Annotated in this window: 19 protein-coding genes and 1 riboswitch; of the genes, 10 read left to right on the forward strand and 9 right to left on the reverse strand. The window is 69.4% G+C overall.

Annotation, left to right across the window (positions count from 1 at the left end; genetic code table 11):
• Positions 1-599 precede the first annotated feature (599 nt).
• Positions 600-911, forward strand: a complete 312-nt coding sequence (locus ABFX45_RS06610) for a hypothetical protein (protein WP_211337618.1) — start codon at positions 600-602, stop codon at positions 909-911.
• 1 nt (position 912) lies between these two features.
• Here the strand turns inward: ABFX45_RS06610 and ABFX45_RS06615 are convergent, their stop codons facing one another.
• Positions 913-1,812, reverse strand: coding sequence for a PAC2 family protein (locus ABFX45_RS06615; RefSeq protein ID WP_170155207.1), 900 nt, complete (start codon positions 1,810-1,812; stop codon positions 913-915).
• Between the two features lie 48 nt (positions 1,813-1,860).
• Between ABFX45_RS06615 and metH the strand changes: the two genes are divergently transcribed.
• Together metH and ABFX45_RS06625 are read left to right on the forward strand one after the other, a co-directional pair.
• Entirely contained in the window at positions 1,861-5,397 is a 3,537-nt protein-coding gene (gene metH, locus ABFX45_RS06620; RefSeq protein WP_346128364.1) for a methionine synthase, read from the forward strand.
• Positions 5,390-6,046, forward strand: a complete 657-nt coding sequence (locus ABFX45_RS06625) for an HAD family hydrolase (protein WP_109640254.1) — start codon at positions 5,390-5,392, stop codon at positions 6,044-6,046. Before metH ends, ABFX45_RS06625 begins: the two co-directional genes overlap by 8 nt.
• Before the next feature lie 47 nt (positions 6,047-6,093).
• On the opposite strand, the gene ABFX45_RS06630 is transcribed toward ABFX45_RS06625, so the two are convergent.
• The 4 genes from ABFX45_RS06630 to ABFX45_RS06645 form a co-directional block, all read right to left on the reverse strand.
• Entirely contained in the window at positions 6,094-6,678 is a 585-nt protein-coding gene (locus ABFX45_RS06630) for an RICIN domain-containing protein (RefSeq protein ID WP_346128366.1), read from the reverse strand.
• 168 nt (positions 6,679-6,846) lie between these two features.
• Positions 6,847-7,602 carry a CbtA family protein gene (locus ABFX45_RS06635; RefSeq protein ID WP_109640252.1) on the reverse strand — a complete coding sequence of 252 codons (756 nt, stop codon included), beginning with the start codon at positions 7,600-7,602 and terminating at the stop codon, positions 6,847-6,849.
• Positions 7,603-7,623: 21 nt separating this feature from the next.
• Positions 7,624-7,812, reverse strand: a complete 189-nt coding sequence (locus tag ABFX45_RS06640) for a CbtB domain-containing protein (RefSeq protein ID WP_109640378.1) — start codon at positions 7,810-7,812, stop codon at positions 7,624-7,626.
• A gap of 33 nt (positions 7,813-7,845) precedes the next feature.
• A riboswitch (cobalamin riboswitch) is annotated at positions 7,846-8,022 on the reverse strand.
• 48 nt (positions 8,023-8,070) lie between these two features.
• Positions 8,071-8,721 (reverse strand): (2Fe-2S)-binding protein, encoded by a 651-nt coding sequence (locus ABFX45_RS06645; protein WP_346128369.1) that lies wholly within the window; start codon positions 8,719-8,721, stop codon positions 8,071-8,073.
• A 107-nt stretch (positions 8,722-8,828) separates the two neighbouring features.
• Between ABFX45_RS06645 and ABFX45_RS06650 the strand changes: the two genes are divergently transcribed.
• From ABFX45_RS06650 to ABFX45_RS06660, 3 genes are read left to right on the forward strand one after another with little or no spacing between them, the layout of a single operon-like run.
• Positions 8,829-9,092, forward strand: a complete 264-nt coding sequence (locus tag ABFX45_RS06650; RefSeq protein WP_109640251.1) for a phosphoribosyl-ATP diphosphatase — start codon at positions 8,829-8,831, stop codon at positions 9,090-9,092.
• A gap of 13 nt (positions 9,093-9,105) precedes the next feature.
• Entirely contained in the window at positions 9,106-9,966 is an 861-nt protein-coding gene (gene hisG, locus ABFX45_RS06655) for an ATP phosphoribosyltransferase (RefSeq protein ID WP_109640250.1), read from the forward strand.
• Positions 9,963-10,274: an antibiotic biosynthesis monooxygenase family protein gene (locus ABFX45_RS06660; protein WP_109640249.1), complete on the forward strand. Its 312-nt coding sequence runs from the start codon at positions 9,963-9,965 to the stop codon at positions 10,272-10,274. The genes hisG and ABFX45_RS06660 overlap by 4 nt, the downstream gene beginning before the upstream one ends.
• Here the strand turns inward: ABFX45_RS06660 and ABFX45_RS06665 are convergent.
• Entirely contained in the window at positions 10,235-10,852 is a 618-nt protein-coding gene (locus ABFX45_RS06665) for a phosphoribosyltransferase (protein WP_346128372.1), read from the reverse strand. The two genes, ABFX45_RS06660 and ABFX45_RS06665, sit on opposite strands and share 40 nt — an antisense overlap.
• Positions 10,849-11,265: a DUF4345 domain-containing protein gene (locus tag ABFX45_RS06670; protein WP_346128374.1), complete on the reverse strand. Its 417-nt coding sequence runs from the start codon at positions 11,263-11,265 to the stop codon at positions 10,849-10,851. Before ABFX45_RS06670 ends, ABFX45_RS06665 begins: the two co-directional genes overlap by 4 nt.
• A 71-nt stretch (positions 11,266-11,336) precedes the next feature.
• On the opposite strand from ABFX45_RS06670, the gene ABFX45_RS06675 reads away from it, so the two are divergent.
• The 3 genes from ABFX45_RS06675 (at position 11,337) to ABFX45_RS06685 (ending at position 13,467) form a co-directional block, all read left to right on the forward strand.
• Entirely contained in the window at positions 11,337-11,906 is a 570-nt protein-coding gene (locus ABFX45_RS06675) for a TetR/AcrR family transcriptional regulator (RefSeq protein WP_346128376.1), read from the forward strand.
• Positions 11,907-11,968: 62 nt separating this feature from the next.
• Positions 11,969-12,634 carry a hypothetical protein gene (locus tag ABFX45_RS06680; RefSeq protein ID WP_346128379.1) on the forward strand — a complete coding sequence of 222 codons (666 nt, stop codon included), beginning with the start codon at positions 11,969-11,971 and terminating at the stop codon, positions 12,632-12,634.
• The gene (locus ABFX45_RS06685; RefSeq protein ID WP_346128381.1) at positions 12,631-13,467 is read left to right on the forward strand and encodes a hypothetical protein; all 837 of its coding nucleotides are present in this window, start codon (positions 12,631-12,633) and stop codon (positions 13,465-13,467) included. Before ABFX45_RS06680 ends, ABFX45_RS06685 begins: the two co-directional genes overlap by 4 nt.
• A 1-nt stretch (position 13,468) precedes the next feature.
• Here the strand turns inward: ABFX45_RS06685 and ABFX45_RS06690 are convergent, their stop codons facing one another.
• Positions 13,469-14,233, reverse strand: a complete 765-nt coding sequence (locus tag ABFX45_RS06690) for a thioesterase family protein (RefSeq protein ID WP_346128582.1) — start codon at positions 14,231-14,233, stop codon at positions 13,469-13,471.
• Complete coding sequence (locus ABFX45_RS06695; protein WP_109640242.1) at positions 14,230-15,075, reverse strand: RecB family exonuclease; 846 nt, start codon at positions 15,073-15,075, stop codon at positions 14,230-14,232. The genes ABFX45_RS06690 and ABFX45_RS06695 overlap by 4 nt, the downstream gene beginning before the upstream one ends.
• An 82-nt stretch (positions 15,076-15,157) precedes the next feature.
• On the opposite strand from ABFX45_RS06695, the gene ABFX45_RS06700 reads away from it, so the two are divergent.
• Positions 15,158-16,276 (forward strand): site-2 protease family protein, encoded by a 1,119-nt coding sequence (locus ABFX45_RS06700; RefSeq protein ID WP_233440081.1) that lies wholly within the window; start codon positions 15,158-15,160, stop codon positions 16,274-16,276.
• Positions 16,277-16,279: the final 3 nt, after the last annotated feature.

Below are 16,279 nucleotides of genomic sequence, written 5' to 3' on the forward strand. Positions count from 1 at the left end.
GATTGTTGTCGTAGCTAAATTCTTCACCGGCCTCCCTGCGTCGGCTGACTGGCGCTGCGGCTGGTGTTGAACGAATTCCGGTGGATGCGGGTCGCAGTGCAAATCTGTTTGACATTCGCGGACAGGCGGCCCTACGGTGCTGGTGAAGCGCTTCGATTCGACAGTGAGGGTCAATTCTCATCCGTCCTCGGTGTGCGAAACCTGCTGGTAGCAGGCCTGGGGGCATGCTTCCTTCCGCTCGGCCTGATTGTTCATCTCGCACGGTTTGCATTAATCGACGATTGTGGTGAGGGTCGATGATTCGCAACGCGCTCCGTGAGCGTGTTCTGCTGCTGCGCTCACTGGCCGCGGCCGGGCGAGGTCTGCTGGTTGGGATTGTCGCGATGACCGGCATCGCGAGCTCATGCCGGCCGTCTCCGCGATCGCGCTGGCCACGCTGGTGGACAGGGCGGCAGGCGGGCCGGACGCGGATGTTCTGGCCAGGGCTCTGGTGCCGCTGGCGGTCTTCGGTGCCGCCTTGCTGCTCGGGCACGTGCTGGAGGTGGTGGAAGAGCCGTTGTTCTTCCTCGCCACCGCGCGGATCGACGGCGCGCACCGCCATGCGCCCCACGCCGCTGCTGTTCGTCCTCGACGAGCCGACCGCCTCACTGGACGCCCCCAGCGAGCACGCCATCTTCACCCGGTACATGGCACGCGCTCGCGAACTGGCGGCACGGACCGGCGCGGTGACCGTCGTGGTGTCGCACCGGTTCTCCACCGTGGCCGACGCGGACCAGATCCTGGTGCTCGACAACGGCGAGCTGGTCCAGGCCGGCCCACACGACGAACTGCTCGCCGGTGGGGGTCGTTACGCCGACCTGTACCGCGCTCAGGCCGACGCCTACGCCGCGCCCGGCTACATGAACGGGTGATTCAGCGGGGGCCGGTCGACGGCCAGCCCGGTCCCCGCCCGCGACGGCGCAGGTACCGCTCGAACTCCGCCGCGATGTCGTCACCGGAGGCCTCGGTGATCTGGATGGCCGCGTCCCCGCGTTCCTCCAGCGCGCGCACGTAGTTGCGCACGTCCTCGTCCTCGTCGGCCATCTCGGTGACCGTGCGCTCCCACTCCTCGGCCTGCTCCGGCAGCGCGCCGAGCGGGACCTCGATGTCGAGGACCTCCTCCACCCGGTGCAGCAGGGCCAGCGTGGCCTTGGGGGACGGCGGCTGCGACACGTAGTGCGGCACCGCGGCCCAGAACGAGATCGCCGGGACGCCCGCCTGCACGCACGCGTCCTGGAAGACGCCGACGATGCCGGTGGGGCCTTCGTACTTCGAGTGCTCCAGCCCGAACTTCGCGGCGGCGTCCGGGTCGTAGGCGGTGCCGGTGACCGGCACGGGCCTGGTGTGGGGCGTGTCCATGAGCAGCGCGCCCAGCGTCACCACGGTCGTCACCCCGAGAGCTTCGATGTGCCCCAGCAGCTCGGCGGCGAACTTGCGCCACCGCATGTTCGGCTCGATGCCGTGCACGAGGATCACGTCGACCGACGAGCCGGGAGGCCGGCACACCGAGAGCCGCGTCGTCGGCCAGTCGACCCTCCTGGTGACACCGTCCACCATGCGGACTGTGGGTCGCGTCACCTGGAAGTCGTAGTAGTCGTCCGGGTCGATCTCGGCGAGCGGGGTGGCGTCCCAGGTGAGTTGCAGGTGCTCGATGGCGGTGCTCGCGGCATCGCCCGCGTCGTTCCACCCTTCGAAAGCACAGACCATGATCGGACTCGTGAGCGGTTTGCGCGGGTTCGAGGGGGTCGGGGATTCCTGGGACGGATCGTTCACGGCGCCAGACTACGGCCTCACCTGTTCAACTCATCGTAGGCTTGGCCCATGCGTGATCGCGGAGAGTCGCCGTTCCTGGAAGCGCTGGTGAACCGTGTTGTCGTCGCTGACGGCGCCATGGGCACCATGCTTCAGGCTGCTGACCTCTCTCTGGACGACTTCAACGGTCTGGAGGGGTGCAACGAGATCCTCAACGTGACACGGCCAGATGTGGTGAAGGCCGTGCACCGCGGTTATCTCGAGGTGGGCGTGGACGCCGTCGAGACGAACACCTTCGGCGCGAACCTCGCGAACCTGGCCGAATACGACATCCCGGACCAAATCTTCCACCTGTCCGAACGGGGTGCCGCGCTGGCCCGTGAGGTCGCGGACGAGTTCAGCACGTCCGACCAGCCCCGGTTCGTGCTGGGAAGCGTCGGGCCCGGCACCAAGCTGCCGACGCTGGGCCACGCGCCGTACGCCACGTTGCGCGACGCATACCAGGAGCAGTGCAAGGGCCTGCTGGTCGGCGGTGTGGACGCGATCATCGTGGAGACCTCGCAGGACCTGCTGCAGACCAAGGCGTCGATCATCGGCGCCAAGCGCGCGATGGCGGCGGAGGGCCGGGTCGTCCCGATCATCGCCCAGGTGACCGTCGAGACGACCGGCACGATGCTGCTCGGCTCGGAGATCGGCGCCGCGCTGACCGCGCTGGAGCCGCTGGGCATCGACCTGATCGGCCTCAACTGCGCCACCGGTCCCGCCGAGATGAGCGAGCACCTGCGGACGTTGTCCAAGCACGCCCGCATCCCGCTGTCGGTGATGCCGAACGCCGGCCTGCCGGAGCTCGGCCCGAACGGCGCGGTCTACCCGTTGTCGCCGGAGGAGCTGGCGCAGGCGCTGGCCGGGTTCGTGCAGGAGTTCGGCACGCGGCTCGTCGGCGGCTGCTGCGGCACGACGGCCGAGCACCTGCGTCAGGTCGCCGAGGCGGTGCGCGATCTCGGACCGTCCCGGCGCAGGCCGCGTCCAGAGCCCGGTGTGTCCTCTTTGTACCAGGCCGTTCCGTTCAAGCAGGACGCCTCGGTGCTGATGATCGGCGAACGCACGAACGCCAACGGCTCCAAGGCATTTCGCGAGGCGATGCTGGCCGGGAAGTGGGAGGACTGCATCGAGATCGCGCGCGACCAGACGCGCGAGGGCGCCCACCTGATCGACCTCTGCGTCGACTACGTGGGCCGCGACGGCGAGGCGGACATGCGCGCGCTGGCCTCGCGGCTGGCGACCGCGTCGACGTTGCCGATCATGCTGGACTCGACCGAGCCCGCGGTGCTGCAGGCGGGCCTGGAGTGTCTCGGCGGCCGTTGTGCCGTCAACTCGGTGAACTACGAGGACGGCGACGGCCCGGACTCCCGCTTCCAGAAGATCATGCGGCTCGCCTCGGAGCACGGCGCGGCGGTCGTGGCGCTGTGCATCGACGAGGAAGGTCAGGCCCGCACCAAGGAGTGGAAGGTCCGCGTCGCCGTCCGGCTGATCGAGGACCTGAAGAACTGGGGCATGCGGGTCAACGACATCATCGTCGACTGCCTGACGTTCCCGATCTCCACCGGCCAGGAGGAGGTCCGCCGCGACGCCGTCGAGACCATCGAGGCGATCCGCGAGCTCAAGCGCCGTTATCCTGACGTGCAAACGACTCTGGGCCTGTCGAACGTCTCCTTCGGACTCAACCCGGCCGCGCGCCAGGTGCTGAACTCCGTGTTCCTGCACGAGTGCGTGCAGGCGGGCCTGGACACCGCGATCGTGCACGCGTCCAAGATCGTGCCGATGGCCCGCATCCCCGACGAGCAGCGCGCCGTGGCGCTGGACCTCGTCTACGACCGCCGCCGCGAGGGCTACGACCCGCTGCAGAAGCTCATGGAGCTCTTCGAAGGCGTCACGACGAAGTCGAACTCCGCCTCGCGCGCAGAGGAACTGGCCGCGCTGCCGTTGTTCGAACGGCTGGAGCGCCGGATCGTCGACGGCGAGCGCAACGGCCTGGAAGCCGATCTCGACGCCGCGCTGGAGCAGCGCCCGGCGTTGCAGATCATCAACGACACGTTGCTCGCGGGCATGAAGACGGTCGGCGAGCTGTTCGGCTCCGGCCAGATGCAGCTGCCGTTCGTGCTGCAGTCCGCCGAGGTCATGAAGGCCGCGGTCGCCCACCTCGAACCGCACATGGAGCGCTCCGACGACGGCGGCAAGGGCCGGATCGTGCTCGCCACGGTCAAGGGCGACGTCCACGACATCGGCAAGAACCTCGTCGACATCATCCTGTCCAACAACGGCTACGAGGTCGTGAACATCGGCATCAAGCAGCCGATCAACGCGATCCTCGAAGCCGCGGAGGAACACCGCGCGGACGCGATCGGCATGTCCGGCCTGCTGGTCAAGTCGACCGTGATCATGAAGGAGAACCTCGAGGAGATGAACTCCCGGGGTGTCGCCGCGCGGTGGCCGGTGCTGCTGGGCGGCGCGGCGCTGACCCGCGCGTACGTCGAGAACGACCTGACCGAGATGTACCTCGGCGACGTCCGCTACGCCCGCGACGCCTTCGAGGGCCTGCGGCTGATGGACGCGATCATGGCGGCCAAGCGCGGCGAGGCGCCGCTGGTCGACCCGGAGGCTCAGGCCAAGGCCGAGGAACGCAAGGCACGCCGCGAACGTTCGCTGCGCATCGCGGCCGCGCGCAAGGCCGCCGCCGAGCCGGAGGAGTCGTTCCCGGGCCGCTCGGACGTGGCGTCCGACAACCCGATCCCGACGCCGCCGTTCTGGGGCAGCCGCGTCGTGAAGGGCATCCCGGTCGCGGACTACTCGGCACTGCTGGACGAGCGTGCGACGTTCATGGGCCAGTGGGGCCTCAAGGGCACGCGCGGCGGCGGCCCGACCTACGAGGAACTGGTCGAGACCGAAGGCCGCCCGCGTCTGCGCTACTGGATGGAACGCCTTGCCACAGAAGGGGTTCTGGCCCACGCCGCGGTCGTCTACGGCTACTTCCCGTGCGTCTCCGACGGCGACGACCTGGTGATCCTGCAAGAGCCCGCTGCCGATTCCCCCGAGCGGTTCCGGTTCACGTTCCCGCGCCAGAAGCGGGATCGCCGGCTGTGCCTGTCGGACTTCTGGCGTTCGAAGGAGGCCGGTGAGGTCGACGTCATCGCGTTCCACCTCGTGACGATGGGCCAGCCGATCGCCGACTACGCCAACGAACTGTTCGGCAAGAACGCCTACCGCGAGTACCTGGAGGTCCACGGCCTCGGCGTCCAGCTGACCGAAGCCCTGGCCGAGTACTGGCACAAGCGCGTCCGCGAGGAGCTCGTGTGGCCGTCCGGCGAGTCAGTGGCCGCCGAGGATCCCTCCGACGTCGAGGAGTTCTTCCGCCTGGGCTACCGCGGCGCTCGCTACTCGTTCGGCTACGGCGCCTGCCCGGAGATGGAAGACCGCAGGCGCATCGTCGAACTGCTGGAGCCCTCGCGGATCGGCGTCTCGCTGTCCGAGGAACTCCAGTTGCACCCTGAACAGTCCACCGACGCCTTCGTGGCGCACCACCCGGAGGCGAAGTACTTCAATGTCTGACCTGCAAGCTGTGCTGTGGGACATGGACGGCACGCTGCTGGACTCCGAGAAGCTCTGGGACATCCCGCTCTACGAGTACGCCGAGAAGCTCGGCGGGGTGCTCTCGCTGGAGACCCGTGAACGCATGGTCGGCACCAACGTGCCCACGACGATGCGCCTGCTGTTCGCCGACGTCGGCATCGAGCCTTCCGCGGCCGACCTCGCCGACGGCGCCGCCTGGATCTCGCGCCGCACCGAGGAGGTGTTCAGGGCTGGTCTGCCCTGGCGTCCGGGCGCTGCCGACGCTTTGCGGGCGGTGCGGTCGTCGGGCGTGCCGATGGCGTTGGTGACGTCGACCGAACGTTCGCTGACTGAGGTCGCGCTGGACACGATCGGGCGGGACCTGTTCGACGTCACGGTGTGCGGGGACGAGGTGGACGGGCTGAACAAGCCTCTGCCCGAGCCGTACCTGAAGGCTGCGCGCCTGCTGGGCGTTGATCCGGTCCGCTGCGTGGCGATCGAGGACTCGCCGACGGGCGTGGCCGCCGCTGTGGCTGCCGGCTGCACCGTGCTGGTGGTGCCGTGTGATGTCGAGGTGGAGGCGGGGGAGCGGCGGATCTTCCGCGACTCCTTGGTGGGCGTGGACCTGGACGTGCTGAAGGCGCTCTGACCGGTCCGGTGGCTCAGAGATCCCCTGAGCCACCGGACTCGCTCGTCTCAGCCGACGGCTTCCACGTACCAGTCCTGGTTGGCACGTCCATGGGTGTTCATCAGGTGAACCCGGTAGCCGAGCCCGGCGGTGTGGTAGAGCTGCTGGTCCAGCACCTTGTCACACAGATGCGCACGCCACATGCAGACGACGCCGTGCGAAGGCGGTACGGAGAACGCCCACGCCTGGTTGGGGCTCTTGTTGCAGTCGTAGAGGTGGATGATGTTGCCGTGCACCACTCCGCCGCGGTCGTGCGCGTCCAGGCACCTGCCGGCGGCGTTGCGGACCTCGTTGAAACCGGACGGGAAGCTCGGGTTGGCCGACCCGAAGAGCCACCTCTGATAAATGCTGTCGCTGCAGGGCACCATCGCCATCGCCGTACCGATCGCCGGCGCGGTTCTCGGGTCCGCCTGGAGGCACTCACCGGGCCGTTCCATGTTCCTGATCCGATACGTGCCGACCGGTACGGCCGCCGGCGCCACGGCGGACGACGCATCAGCCGCCGCAAGGCCGGGGCTGCTCGCCACGACCAGCCCGCTCACCGACATGAGCAGAGTGGCGGCGACTGCCGCCAGCCGCTGTCGAACTGACATGGAGGACTCCTTCACCAGACCAGTGGAATCAGGCCACCTCGGCAAGGTCGCCGACGCCTCCATGCTGGCAATCGCAACTGGACAACCATTGGACGGCGACGGTCGCCCCACTGGTCCAGCCACTCGGAGCCGGTGAGGGTGGCCGCGCGCACGGCCACCCCCAGGCCATCAGGCGATGGCCGCCTTCTCGGCGGCCTTGGCCCTGCGCGTGGCCGGATCGATCAGCAGGCCGAACACCACGCCGAGACCGACGTAGAGCGTGGCGAGCTGGGCCAGTGAGCTGAGGCGGAACTGCCACAGCACGTTCACCGGCATGTCCGCGGGAATCGTGTCCGGCGGCGCGGGGAACGCGAGCAGCACCACCGCGACGGCCGCGACCACCGCGAGCAGCACCGCGGTGACCCGCACCGGCTGCGTCCGCGTCCGCAGCCGCTCGGCGAGCCAGCTCGCACCCCACACGATCACCAGACCGGCCGCCACCACACCGAGGTAGAGCGCGGTCCGGTAGTTGACCGTCTCCGGGTCGCCCACAGCAGGCGGGTTGGCCGGGTACTTGATCCACGGCAGCAACGCCACCGCGCCGAACACCGCGGCACCGAACGCGAAGCTGCGGCTGAACGGCGTGCGGTCGACGAACCACCGCTTCGACAGCGCGTAGGCCGTGGCGAACACCAGGCCGACCGCGATGCCGACGATGACCACGCCGAGCATGCCGCCCACGACCTGGGCGCCCCGGCTGACCAGCTCTTCCTCGCCGTGCGAGTGGGCGTGGCCGTCACCGGAGGGTTCCCGGGCCTCCTCGACCGCGAGCGCGGCCCGAATCGGAATCTCGGTCACCAGCAGTTGCACGAGCGCGGAGGCGACACCGGCGATGCCGCCCGCCGCGATTCCGCGCAGCGCAAGGGACTTGTACGTCGTCGTCATGTGCTTGAACTGGAGATCAGATCAGTGGCACGGGACGCCGAGCGCGTGACGGCCGTCGTGGAAGAACTCGTGCAGCAGCTCCGAGCTCGCACCGAGCGCGAGGCCGTTCTCCTGCAGGACCAGGTAGGTGACGATCAGGCCGAGCAAAGCGACGGCGAAGGCCCATTTGGGCACGCGGACGGCGGACAGATGTGCTGCGGGGCTCGTCATGACGGGCTCCTCCATACCTCGTGGAAGGTCAACTCTCCTTGCGGCGCCGCAGCCGGTCTCCTGACTCCCGGATCAACGCTGCCCCCGCGTCTTCCCAGCGCCCTCTCGGGTGCCAGTGACGTTCTCGGCGGGGATCGCTTCCCGGTCACAGTGGCGAGGACCGCGCCGGATTTTCACCGGCTTCCCGTCACTGCGGCGCGTGCACCGTAATTTGAGCCGGCGCTCAAGCACAACCGGCCATTGGAGTTGTTGCGTTCCTCACTTCACGAGTGGGCAGTCGCCACACTTCCCACCAGCGGCGACGCGGTAGTAAAGGCAGCAGGACCGACGCCGGAACGTGACCTCACCGGGGAAGCTCAGAAATTCCCCCGCCTGTTCGAACGGCGGCGCGCTCATCACTCGTTCGCCGCGTTCTTCCGCTTCCTCGGCGGTGAGCATGCGTGCGCGGACAACCATTTTGAGCGCGCCCGCGATGTTCGACATCGCGTTGCCCCACAACAATCCGCGCGCCACCGGAGTCACCCCCTGGATCGCCTCCACGACGGGTTCGAGCGCCTGCGCGGCGGGCGGGCCGAGACGGGGTTCGTCGATGCGGACGCTCAGGCCGTTCGTGATGTCGTGGTGCCACCACAGGTTTTCCGGCCTGATGTCGATCGGGATGTTCGCGGCCGTGAGCGGGCTCAGCAGCCGCGCGGTGTAGCTGAGGAAGAACAGGCTCGCCGCGACGCGTGGTTCCTCCGCGTTGTACCGGGTCGCGATGGCGTCGATCGTGGTTTTGAGCGCGGGGCCTTCGAGCAGCGCCGTGCCCGGCAGCCACGTCTCGTCCGGGCGGCCCACGTCGAGGGCGAAGAACGGGTTGATGCCGCGCACCCGGCGCAGCGATTCGAGCACTTCGGCGAACTCCGACACGAAGTTCACGCTACTGGGTGTCCATGCAGGACAGATCACGTCCACGGCGTGGGACAGATGTGACCGTGGTGTGGACCCGTGTCCGGGAGATGGGAGGATATCCCCCCGTGAAGACCTTCGACTCCCTGTTCGCCGAACTGACCGAACGAGCCGCCACCAAGCCGGAGGGTTCCGGCACCGTCGCAGCGCTCGAGGCCGGCGTCCATGCGCAGGGCAAGAAGGTGCTGGAGGAGGCGGGCGAGGTCTGGATCGCCGCCGAGTACGAGTCCGACGAGAAGCTCGCAGAGGAGATCTCGCAGCTGCTGTACCGCCTCCAGGTGCTCATGCTGGGCCGCGGCCTGACCCTCGACGACGTTTACAAGTACCTCTGACGGAGACCCTCACATGCTGCGCGTTGCAGTCCCGAACAAGGGCGCGCTCACCGAACGCGCCTCCGCGATGCTGACCGAGGCCGGCTACCGCCAGCGGCACGAGTCCCGCGACCTGACCGTGCTCGACCCCAACAACGACGTCGAGTTCTTCTTCTTGCGTCCCAAGGACATCGCGATCTACGTGGCGTCCGGCGACCTCGACCTCGGCATCACCGGCCGCGACCTCGCCGCCGACTCCGGTGCCGACGACAACGGCTCCTCGGTCGAGGAGCTGCTGGCGCTGGGCTTCGGCGGGTCGACCTTCCGCTACGCGGGGCCCAAGGGCAAGGACTGGAAGGTCGAGGACCTGGAGGGCAAGCGGCTCGCCACTGCGTACCCGAAGCTGGTCAACCGCGACCTCAAGGCCCGCGGCATCAGCGCGAAGGTGATCCGTCTCGACGGTGCCGTGGAGATCTCGATCCAGCTCGGCGTGGCCGACCTGATCGCGGACGTCGTGGGCTCCGGCCGGACGCTGCGCCAGCACGACCTGGTGCCGTTCGGCGAGCCGATCTGCGAGTCCGAGGCCGTGCTGGTGCACCGCGCGGGCTCCGAGCTGACGGCGGCCAAGAAGCAGCTGACGGCCCGCCTGCAGGGTGTCGTGTTCGCGCAGCAGTACCTGATGCTCGACTACGACTGCCCGCGGTCGCTCCTGGACGACGCCGTCGCACTCACCCCCGGCCTCGAGTCTCCGACGGTCGCCCCGCTGGCCGACGAGAACTGGGTGGCCGTGCGGGCGATGGTGTCGCGCCGCGACGCCAACCGGGTGATGGACGAGCTCGCCGCGATCGGCGCCAAGGCCGTGCTGGCGTCGGACATCAGGTTCTGCCGCCTGTGATCCTGGAGCACGCCGTCCTGGACGTGGTGCCGGGGCAGGAGACCGACTTCGAGTGGGCGTTCGGCGAGGCGCGGGAGCTGATCTCCGCCTCGCCGGGCTTCCTCGGTCTCGAGCTGCTGCGGTGCCTGGAGACGCCGTCGCGGTACCTGCTGCTGGTGCGGTGGGAGTCGGTCGAGGCGCACACCGTGGGCTTCCGCCAGGGGCCGTCGTACGAGCGCTGGTCGTCGTTGCTGCACCGGTTCTACTCGCCGTTCCCGGTGGTGGAGCACTACGCGAGCGCGCTGAGCACCTCGGCGTCCGTCGTCTGATCGAACCTGTCGTACCACCGGCTGACCGCGCCGAAGTTCCGCGGGACGAGGACCGCCACCACGGGGGTGTCGAACGTCGTCATCGACTCCCTCGCGGCGACCGGGACCGCGAGGACTAGGTGCTGCGGCGCGTGCCGGGCGACCCAGTGCAGCGCCGCTCTGGCCGTGACGCCCGTCGCCAGCCCGTCGTCGACGACGATCACGTCGCGGTCGCTGATGTGCGGCGGCGGCCTGTCCCCGCGGTAGAGGGCGGTGCGCCTGGCGGCCTCCTGGCGTTCCTCGTCGCAGGTGCGCGACAGCTGTTCCTCGGTGAGGTTCAGCGCCCGCAGGACGGCCGGGTCGTAGATGGGTTCGCTGTCCGCCGTGACCGCGCCGACCCCGTACTCGGGATGACCGGGCGCCCCGATCTTGCGCGCCACCACCACGTCCAGCTCCGCGTCGAGCTGGTCCGCGACCTCCTTGGCGACCGGGACCCCGCCGCGTGGCAGGCCCAGCACCAGCGGGTCGTGCCAGGCGTGGTCCGCGAGTCGCGCCGCCAGGGCGCGGCCCGCCTCCTGCCGGTTCGCGAACCTCTTCACAGTGCCGTTGACGGTACGCCTCGGCCGCGCCGGTGGTGCACCTTCTCGCCGGCCGCTGCCAGCCAGAAGAACAGCGGTGGCAGCACCACCTCGATCACGGTGAGCGGGATCTGGAACCAGTGTGGCTGCCCGTGCACCGCCATCGACAGCAGCCGGCCGAACGCCCCGATCGCGAACACGGCGGCGATCCACCTGATCGCGTTCGCCGGGATCGGCGACTGGCGGGCGGCCCAGATCCACGCCAGGCCGTAGCCGAGGAAGATCGCGTTGTAGAAGCGCTCGCGGCTGTCGACCGTCGCCCCGGCTCCCGCCTCACCCGGTACCGAGTCGATGCCCAACAAGACGTGGTACGCCCCGATCAACACACACGCCACGCCCATTGCCCACGAGAGCCATCGCAGCGTTGCGGCCATTGAGTCGCCCCTTAGTTGACACGTGTCTACTAAACGCGCCTGGTAGACACGTGTCAACTAAGCTCTCCGGTGTGAGACTCACCCCGGCCGCCCGCCGCGACCAGCTCCTCGACGTCGGCGCCGCGCTGTTCGCGGCGAAGCCCTACGACGAGGTGCTCATGGAGGAGGTCGCCGAGCGCGCGGGCATCTCGCGCGCCTTGCTGTACCGGCACTTCTCCAGCAAGCGCGACCTCTTCGCGGCCGTCCACCAGCGAGCGGCGGACCAGCTCCTGGTCGAGGTCGGCGACCTCGGTGCCGGACCGCTGACCGAGCAGGTCGCGGCCGGCCTCGACGCCCACTTCGACCACTTCCTGGCGAACCGCAACCTCGTGCTGGACGCGAACCGGGTGCTGGCGAACGACCCGGTGGTGCAGGCCGTGATCACCGGCGAGTTCGCCGTGCTGCAACGCCGCCTGCTCGACGCGGCAGGGGTGGACGGGCCGCTCGCGTCCGCCGCCGTCATGGCGTGGCTGGGCTTCGTGCGCGTGATGTGTGTGGAGTGGCTGGAGCACGACGTTTTGGACCGGGTGGAGTTGCGCGATTTGTGCGTCCGCGCATTGCTCGGGGCGCTCGCTGTTCCGTCAATCCCTCATTCGGCCTAGCGAATTGGTATATCCGGCGGGCGCATCCTTGCCTCATAGATTGCACTACCGAGGAAAGGGTGGTGGCTGCGATGGACGGCTGCCGCGGGATCGTTCCGTTAGCGCTCGCGTTGGTTCTGGCCGGATGTGGCAGCGGAGCCCTGTCCGGGCCCGGTGACACTTTCGTCGAAACCACCACGACCACGACTGAGACGACTCAGGAAACCACGACCACCACGCCTCCGAAGAAGACAACTACCACCACGCCGAAACGGCAGTACGGCTGGAACCTGCCGTCGGGTCCGAGGTCGCCGACCACCAACGAGGACGTGATCTACACGCGGCTGGTGGAGAAGGCCTGCGATCAGGCGCAGCAGGAACTGGACCGCACCTGGAGCGGCCTGCAGACACCGCGCAACGCCCCGCTGTACCAGGCGGCGGTCGACCTCTGCGGTGGCAAGGCCTCCGCTGCCCGGTCGATGTTCGCCAAGGCGGCCAAGCTGGGGCTCGCGATGCATCAGGGTGACGGTGGCTCGGCCGAGTGCGATTGCGCCGTCCTGAAGGCCGTGCGCAGCGTGCTCGATCAGGTGCCGCAGGACTCCGTGCGCTGCACCCCCGGCACGCCGCCGCGTTGGCCCACCAACGACCCGTTCGCCAAGGACGATCCACGCACGGATGTCGTCGAAGGCAGGACCACCACCACGACCATGACGACGACCAGCACTACGACGACCACGAGCTCGTCGTGAGGACGCCGAAACACCTGCCGCCCAGACAGAAGCGGCCCGAGCCGGTGGACCAGGGCGAGGTGCTGCGCAAGGTCGGCGCGGTGCTGGCCAACGTCACGGTGATCACCGGCCTGCTGGTGGCGTTCGGCTGGAAGCGCAGCGACACGCAGTCCCGCGCGCTCGGCATCGAGAGCAACATCCTCGGCATGTCCACAGCGGACTACATGCTGCGCAGCATCACGCCGGTGTTCGTGTTGCTGGCCGTTGTCGTGGTGTCCGGGCTGGTGTGGTTGTGGCTGGAGCCGCGCCTGCGGTCCGCCCTGCTGGCGTCCAAGCCGTTGCGGACAGCGCTGGCGTGGGCGTGGGTGCAGCTGCCACTGGTGGTGGTCGGCCTGGGGTACGTGTGGCCGGTGGCGAGCTTCTACACGTTTCCGCTGGCGGTCGGTGGCGGAATCCTCCTGTCCTGCTACGTGATCCGTCTGCGCGCCGGGCGCGACTGGAACTGGCCGAGGATCAGGTTGTTCGCCGCAGCCGCCGGGGTGCTGTGCCTGTTCTGGGCCGCGCTGAACTACGCGCAGGTGGACGGGCAGCGGATGGCCGACGAGTTCGCGGCGCACGCGGCGCCCTCGGTGACCGTCTACAGCCAGGAGCGCCTGCACATCTCGGCTCCCGGGGTCCGGGAACAAGCGCTCGACGGGGAGAAGTCGAGGTACCGGTACCGGTACGTGGGGCTGCGGCTGCTGGAGAACACTGGCGGCAAGTACTTCCTCGTGTCCGACGAGTGGACCAGGAGCAGCGGGGTCGTCGTGGTGCTCAGGGACGAGCCCGCCACCCGGCTCGAGTTCTCCCGCTGAGTCAGCGCTCGCGCACGAACAACGCCTGTGCCGTCGTTCCCACCGGCCCTTCGACGTCGTGCACCGTGCTGGTCGCCAGCCCGGTCCCGTCCGGGCCGATGGTCGTCCGCGCGTCCATCCCGACCCACTCGCCGACGGGTTGCCGGTGCAAGTGGACGGTCAGGTCGGTGTTGATCGCGTACCACTTGCGAATGTCCACACGGGACGAAACACCGCTGGCCGAGTCGACCACGGAGAACAGGCGCTCCAGCGGAGAAGGCTCGAACCCGTCCACCACGGCGACCCGCGGGCGGGCCCACACCTGCGCGTCGCCCGGCGTGAAGATCCCGCCCGACACCGACAGCCACTCGACGGCGGCCAGGTAGCCGCCGGACCAGAAGTCCGGGATCTCCATCGGCACCGCGGAGGACGGCGGCGCCATCCCGGTCACGTCCCCGCCCGCGACGGCCGTGGTGTCCGAACCGACGATGTGCCAGGCCCGCGCGGTCAGCACCACGCGGCCTTCGTGCGACAGCGACGCCGACAGCAGTTCCACCGAGCGGCCGGGACGTTCGACCGAAGTGGACACCGTCAGCTCCGCCACGGGCACCGGGCCGAGCACCTCGAACGTCACGCGCGCGAAGGTCGGCCGCCGAGCCATCAGCGCGCGCACCAGCAACGCCGACGGCGGGCCGAGGTGCTGGCTGTCCGGGCCCCACGGGCCGACGGTGTGTTCGGTCGAGCGGAACGTGTCCTCGCCCAGCGGAAGGTAGAAGGCGGTCATCAGTCGCGGTCCTGGAGGGGCTCGGTGTCGTCCGGCTCCGGCCAGCCGGGATAGGGAGGCGGGGTGCCGTCGAACGCCGGGCAGAACGCCTTGTGGTCGCAGTAGTCGCACAGACGGCTGGGCGACGGGCGGAAGTCGCCGGTCGGGGCCGCGCGCATGATCGCCTGCCAGATGGCTTCGAGGGTGCGCTCGAAGCGGGACAGCTCGGACTCGTCCGGCGTGTAGGCCAGCGCCTGGCGGTCGGCCAGGTACATCAGGCGCAGCTGGCGGGGGACGACGCCGCGCAGGCGCCACAGCACGAGCGCGTAGAACTTCATCTGGAACAACGCCTTCGCCTCGCCCACCTCGCGGGGCGCGGCGCCGGTCTTGTAGTCCACCACGCGGATCTCACCCGTCGGGGCGACGTCCACCCGGTCGATGTAGCCGCGCAGCAGGACGCCGGACGGGAGCTCGGACTCCACCAGCAGCTCGCGCGACTCCGGTTCGAGGCGGCGCGGGTCCTCCAGTCCGAAGTAGCCGTCCAGCAGCGCGGAGGCCGACTCCAGCCACTGCGCTTCCTCGTCGGTGCCCGCCTGCTCGAACAACGAGGAGAACTCGGGGCGTTCCGCCTTCACGCGCTCCCAGGCGGGCGCGATCATCGAACGGGCGCGGTCCGGGACGCGTTCCGCGGCGGGCAGGGCGAAGAGATCCTCCAGCACCGCGTGCACCACCGTGCCGCGCACCTGCGCCTTGGTCGGCTTCTCCGGCAGGCGGTCGACCGCGCGGAACCGGTAGAGCAGCGGGCACTGCTTGAAGTCCCCGGCCCGGGACGGGGACAGGGCCGGCCGTCGCAACGTGGTGCTCATGATTGGCACCCTAGGACAGAGGTCCGACAATCCCCGGAAGCGGTACACCGCGAGATCACACCGGCGGCTCTACAGTGCACCCGTGGCCGCGCGGATCAGTGAGCGAGAGGGCGGCCTGCTGCTGTTCCGGGTGGCGGGCATCCCTGTGGTGCTCGCGCCGTCGTGGTGGATCGGCTCGGCCATCGTGGTGGCCTTCTACGCGCCGCTCGTCGACGACCTCGCGCCCGGCACGCCGCCCGGCGTCGGCCTTCTCCTCGCGGCGCTCTTCGCGGTGTTCCTTGGGCTCAGCGTCCTCGCGCACGAGCTCGGCCACTGCGTCGCGGCGCTGCGGCTCGGCCTGCCGGTGCGCAGACTTCGCCTGTACCTGCTGGGCGGGCTGTCCGAGATCATGCGCACGCCCGGCAAACCCAGCCACGAGGGCGTGGTCGCGGGCGCCGGACCCGTCGTGTCCGTGGCGCTGGCGGCGATCTTCGGCATCGGCGCGTTCGTGATGGAACCGGGCGACGTCGTGTGGGTGCTCGTCTTCCAGATCGCCGCGGCGAACGTCGCGGTGGCCATCTTCAACCTCCTGCCGGGACTCCCGCTGGACGGCGGCAGGATCGTCAGAGCAGGCGTGTGGGCTGCGACCGGGCAACGGGCGACGGGCACGCGTGTCGCCGTGGTCGGCGGTTTCGCCGTCGCCATCGCACTGGTGGCGTGGGCGCTCTACGGCGTCGCTCAAGGCGCGGAAGACCGTTGGCTGCGCTTCGGTGTGTGCGCGCTCACGGCGTGGGTCGTCGTCGCCGGTGCGAAGAGCGAGCTCGCCAGCGAACGACGCCGCACCTGGCCCGCCGGTCTCACCCTGGCCGACCTCATCCGCCCGGTGCTCCAGCTGCCCGCGGAAAGCCCCGTGGCGGACGCGCTGAGCACCTCGGCGGGGCGCGGCGTGGTGCTCGTCAGGGCGGACGGCGTCGCGGCAGGTCTGCTCGACACCGAGGCGGCCGAGAGGCTCGCCGCGGCAAGCCCGTTCGCGCCGGCGGAACAGGCCGCCGAACCGATCCTGCCCGAGACCGTGCTGCTCGCCGACGAGTCCGGCGAGGAGATCGTGGAACGCGTCCAGGGCACGGCGGCGTGGCAGTTCCTCGTCGTGGATCTGGAAGGCCGTCCGGCGGGTGTGCTGCGCAGGGAGGACCTGCGTGCGGCCATCGAGAAGGGCGTTTGACAC

This window comes from Lentzea roselyniae (assembly GCF_039537795.1).
Classification (GTDB): Bacteria; Actinomycetota; Actinomycetes; order Mycobacteriales; family Pseudonocardiaceae; genus Lentzea; species Lentzea atacamensis.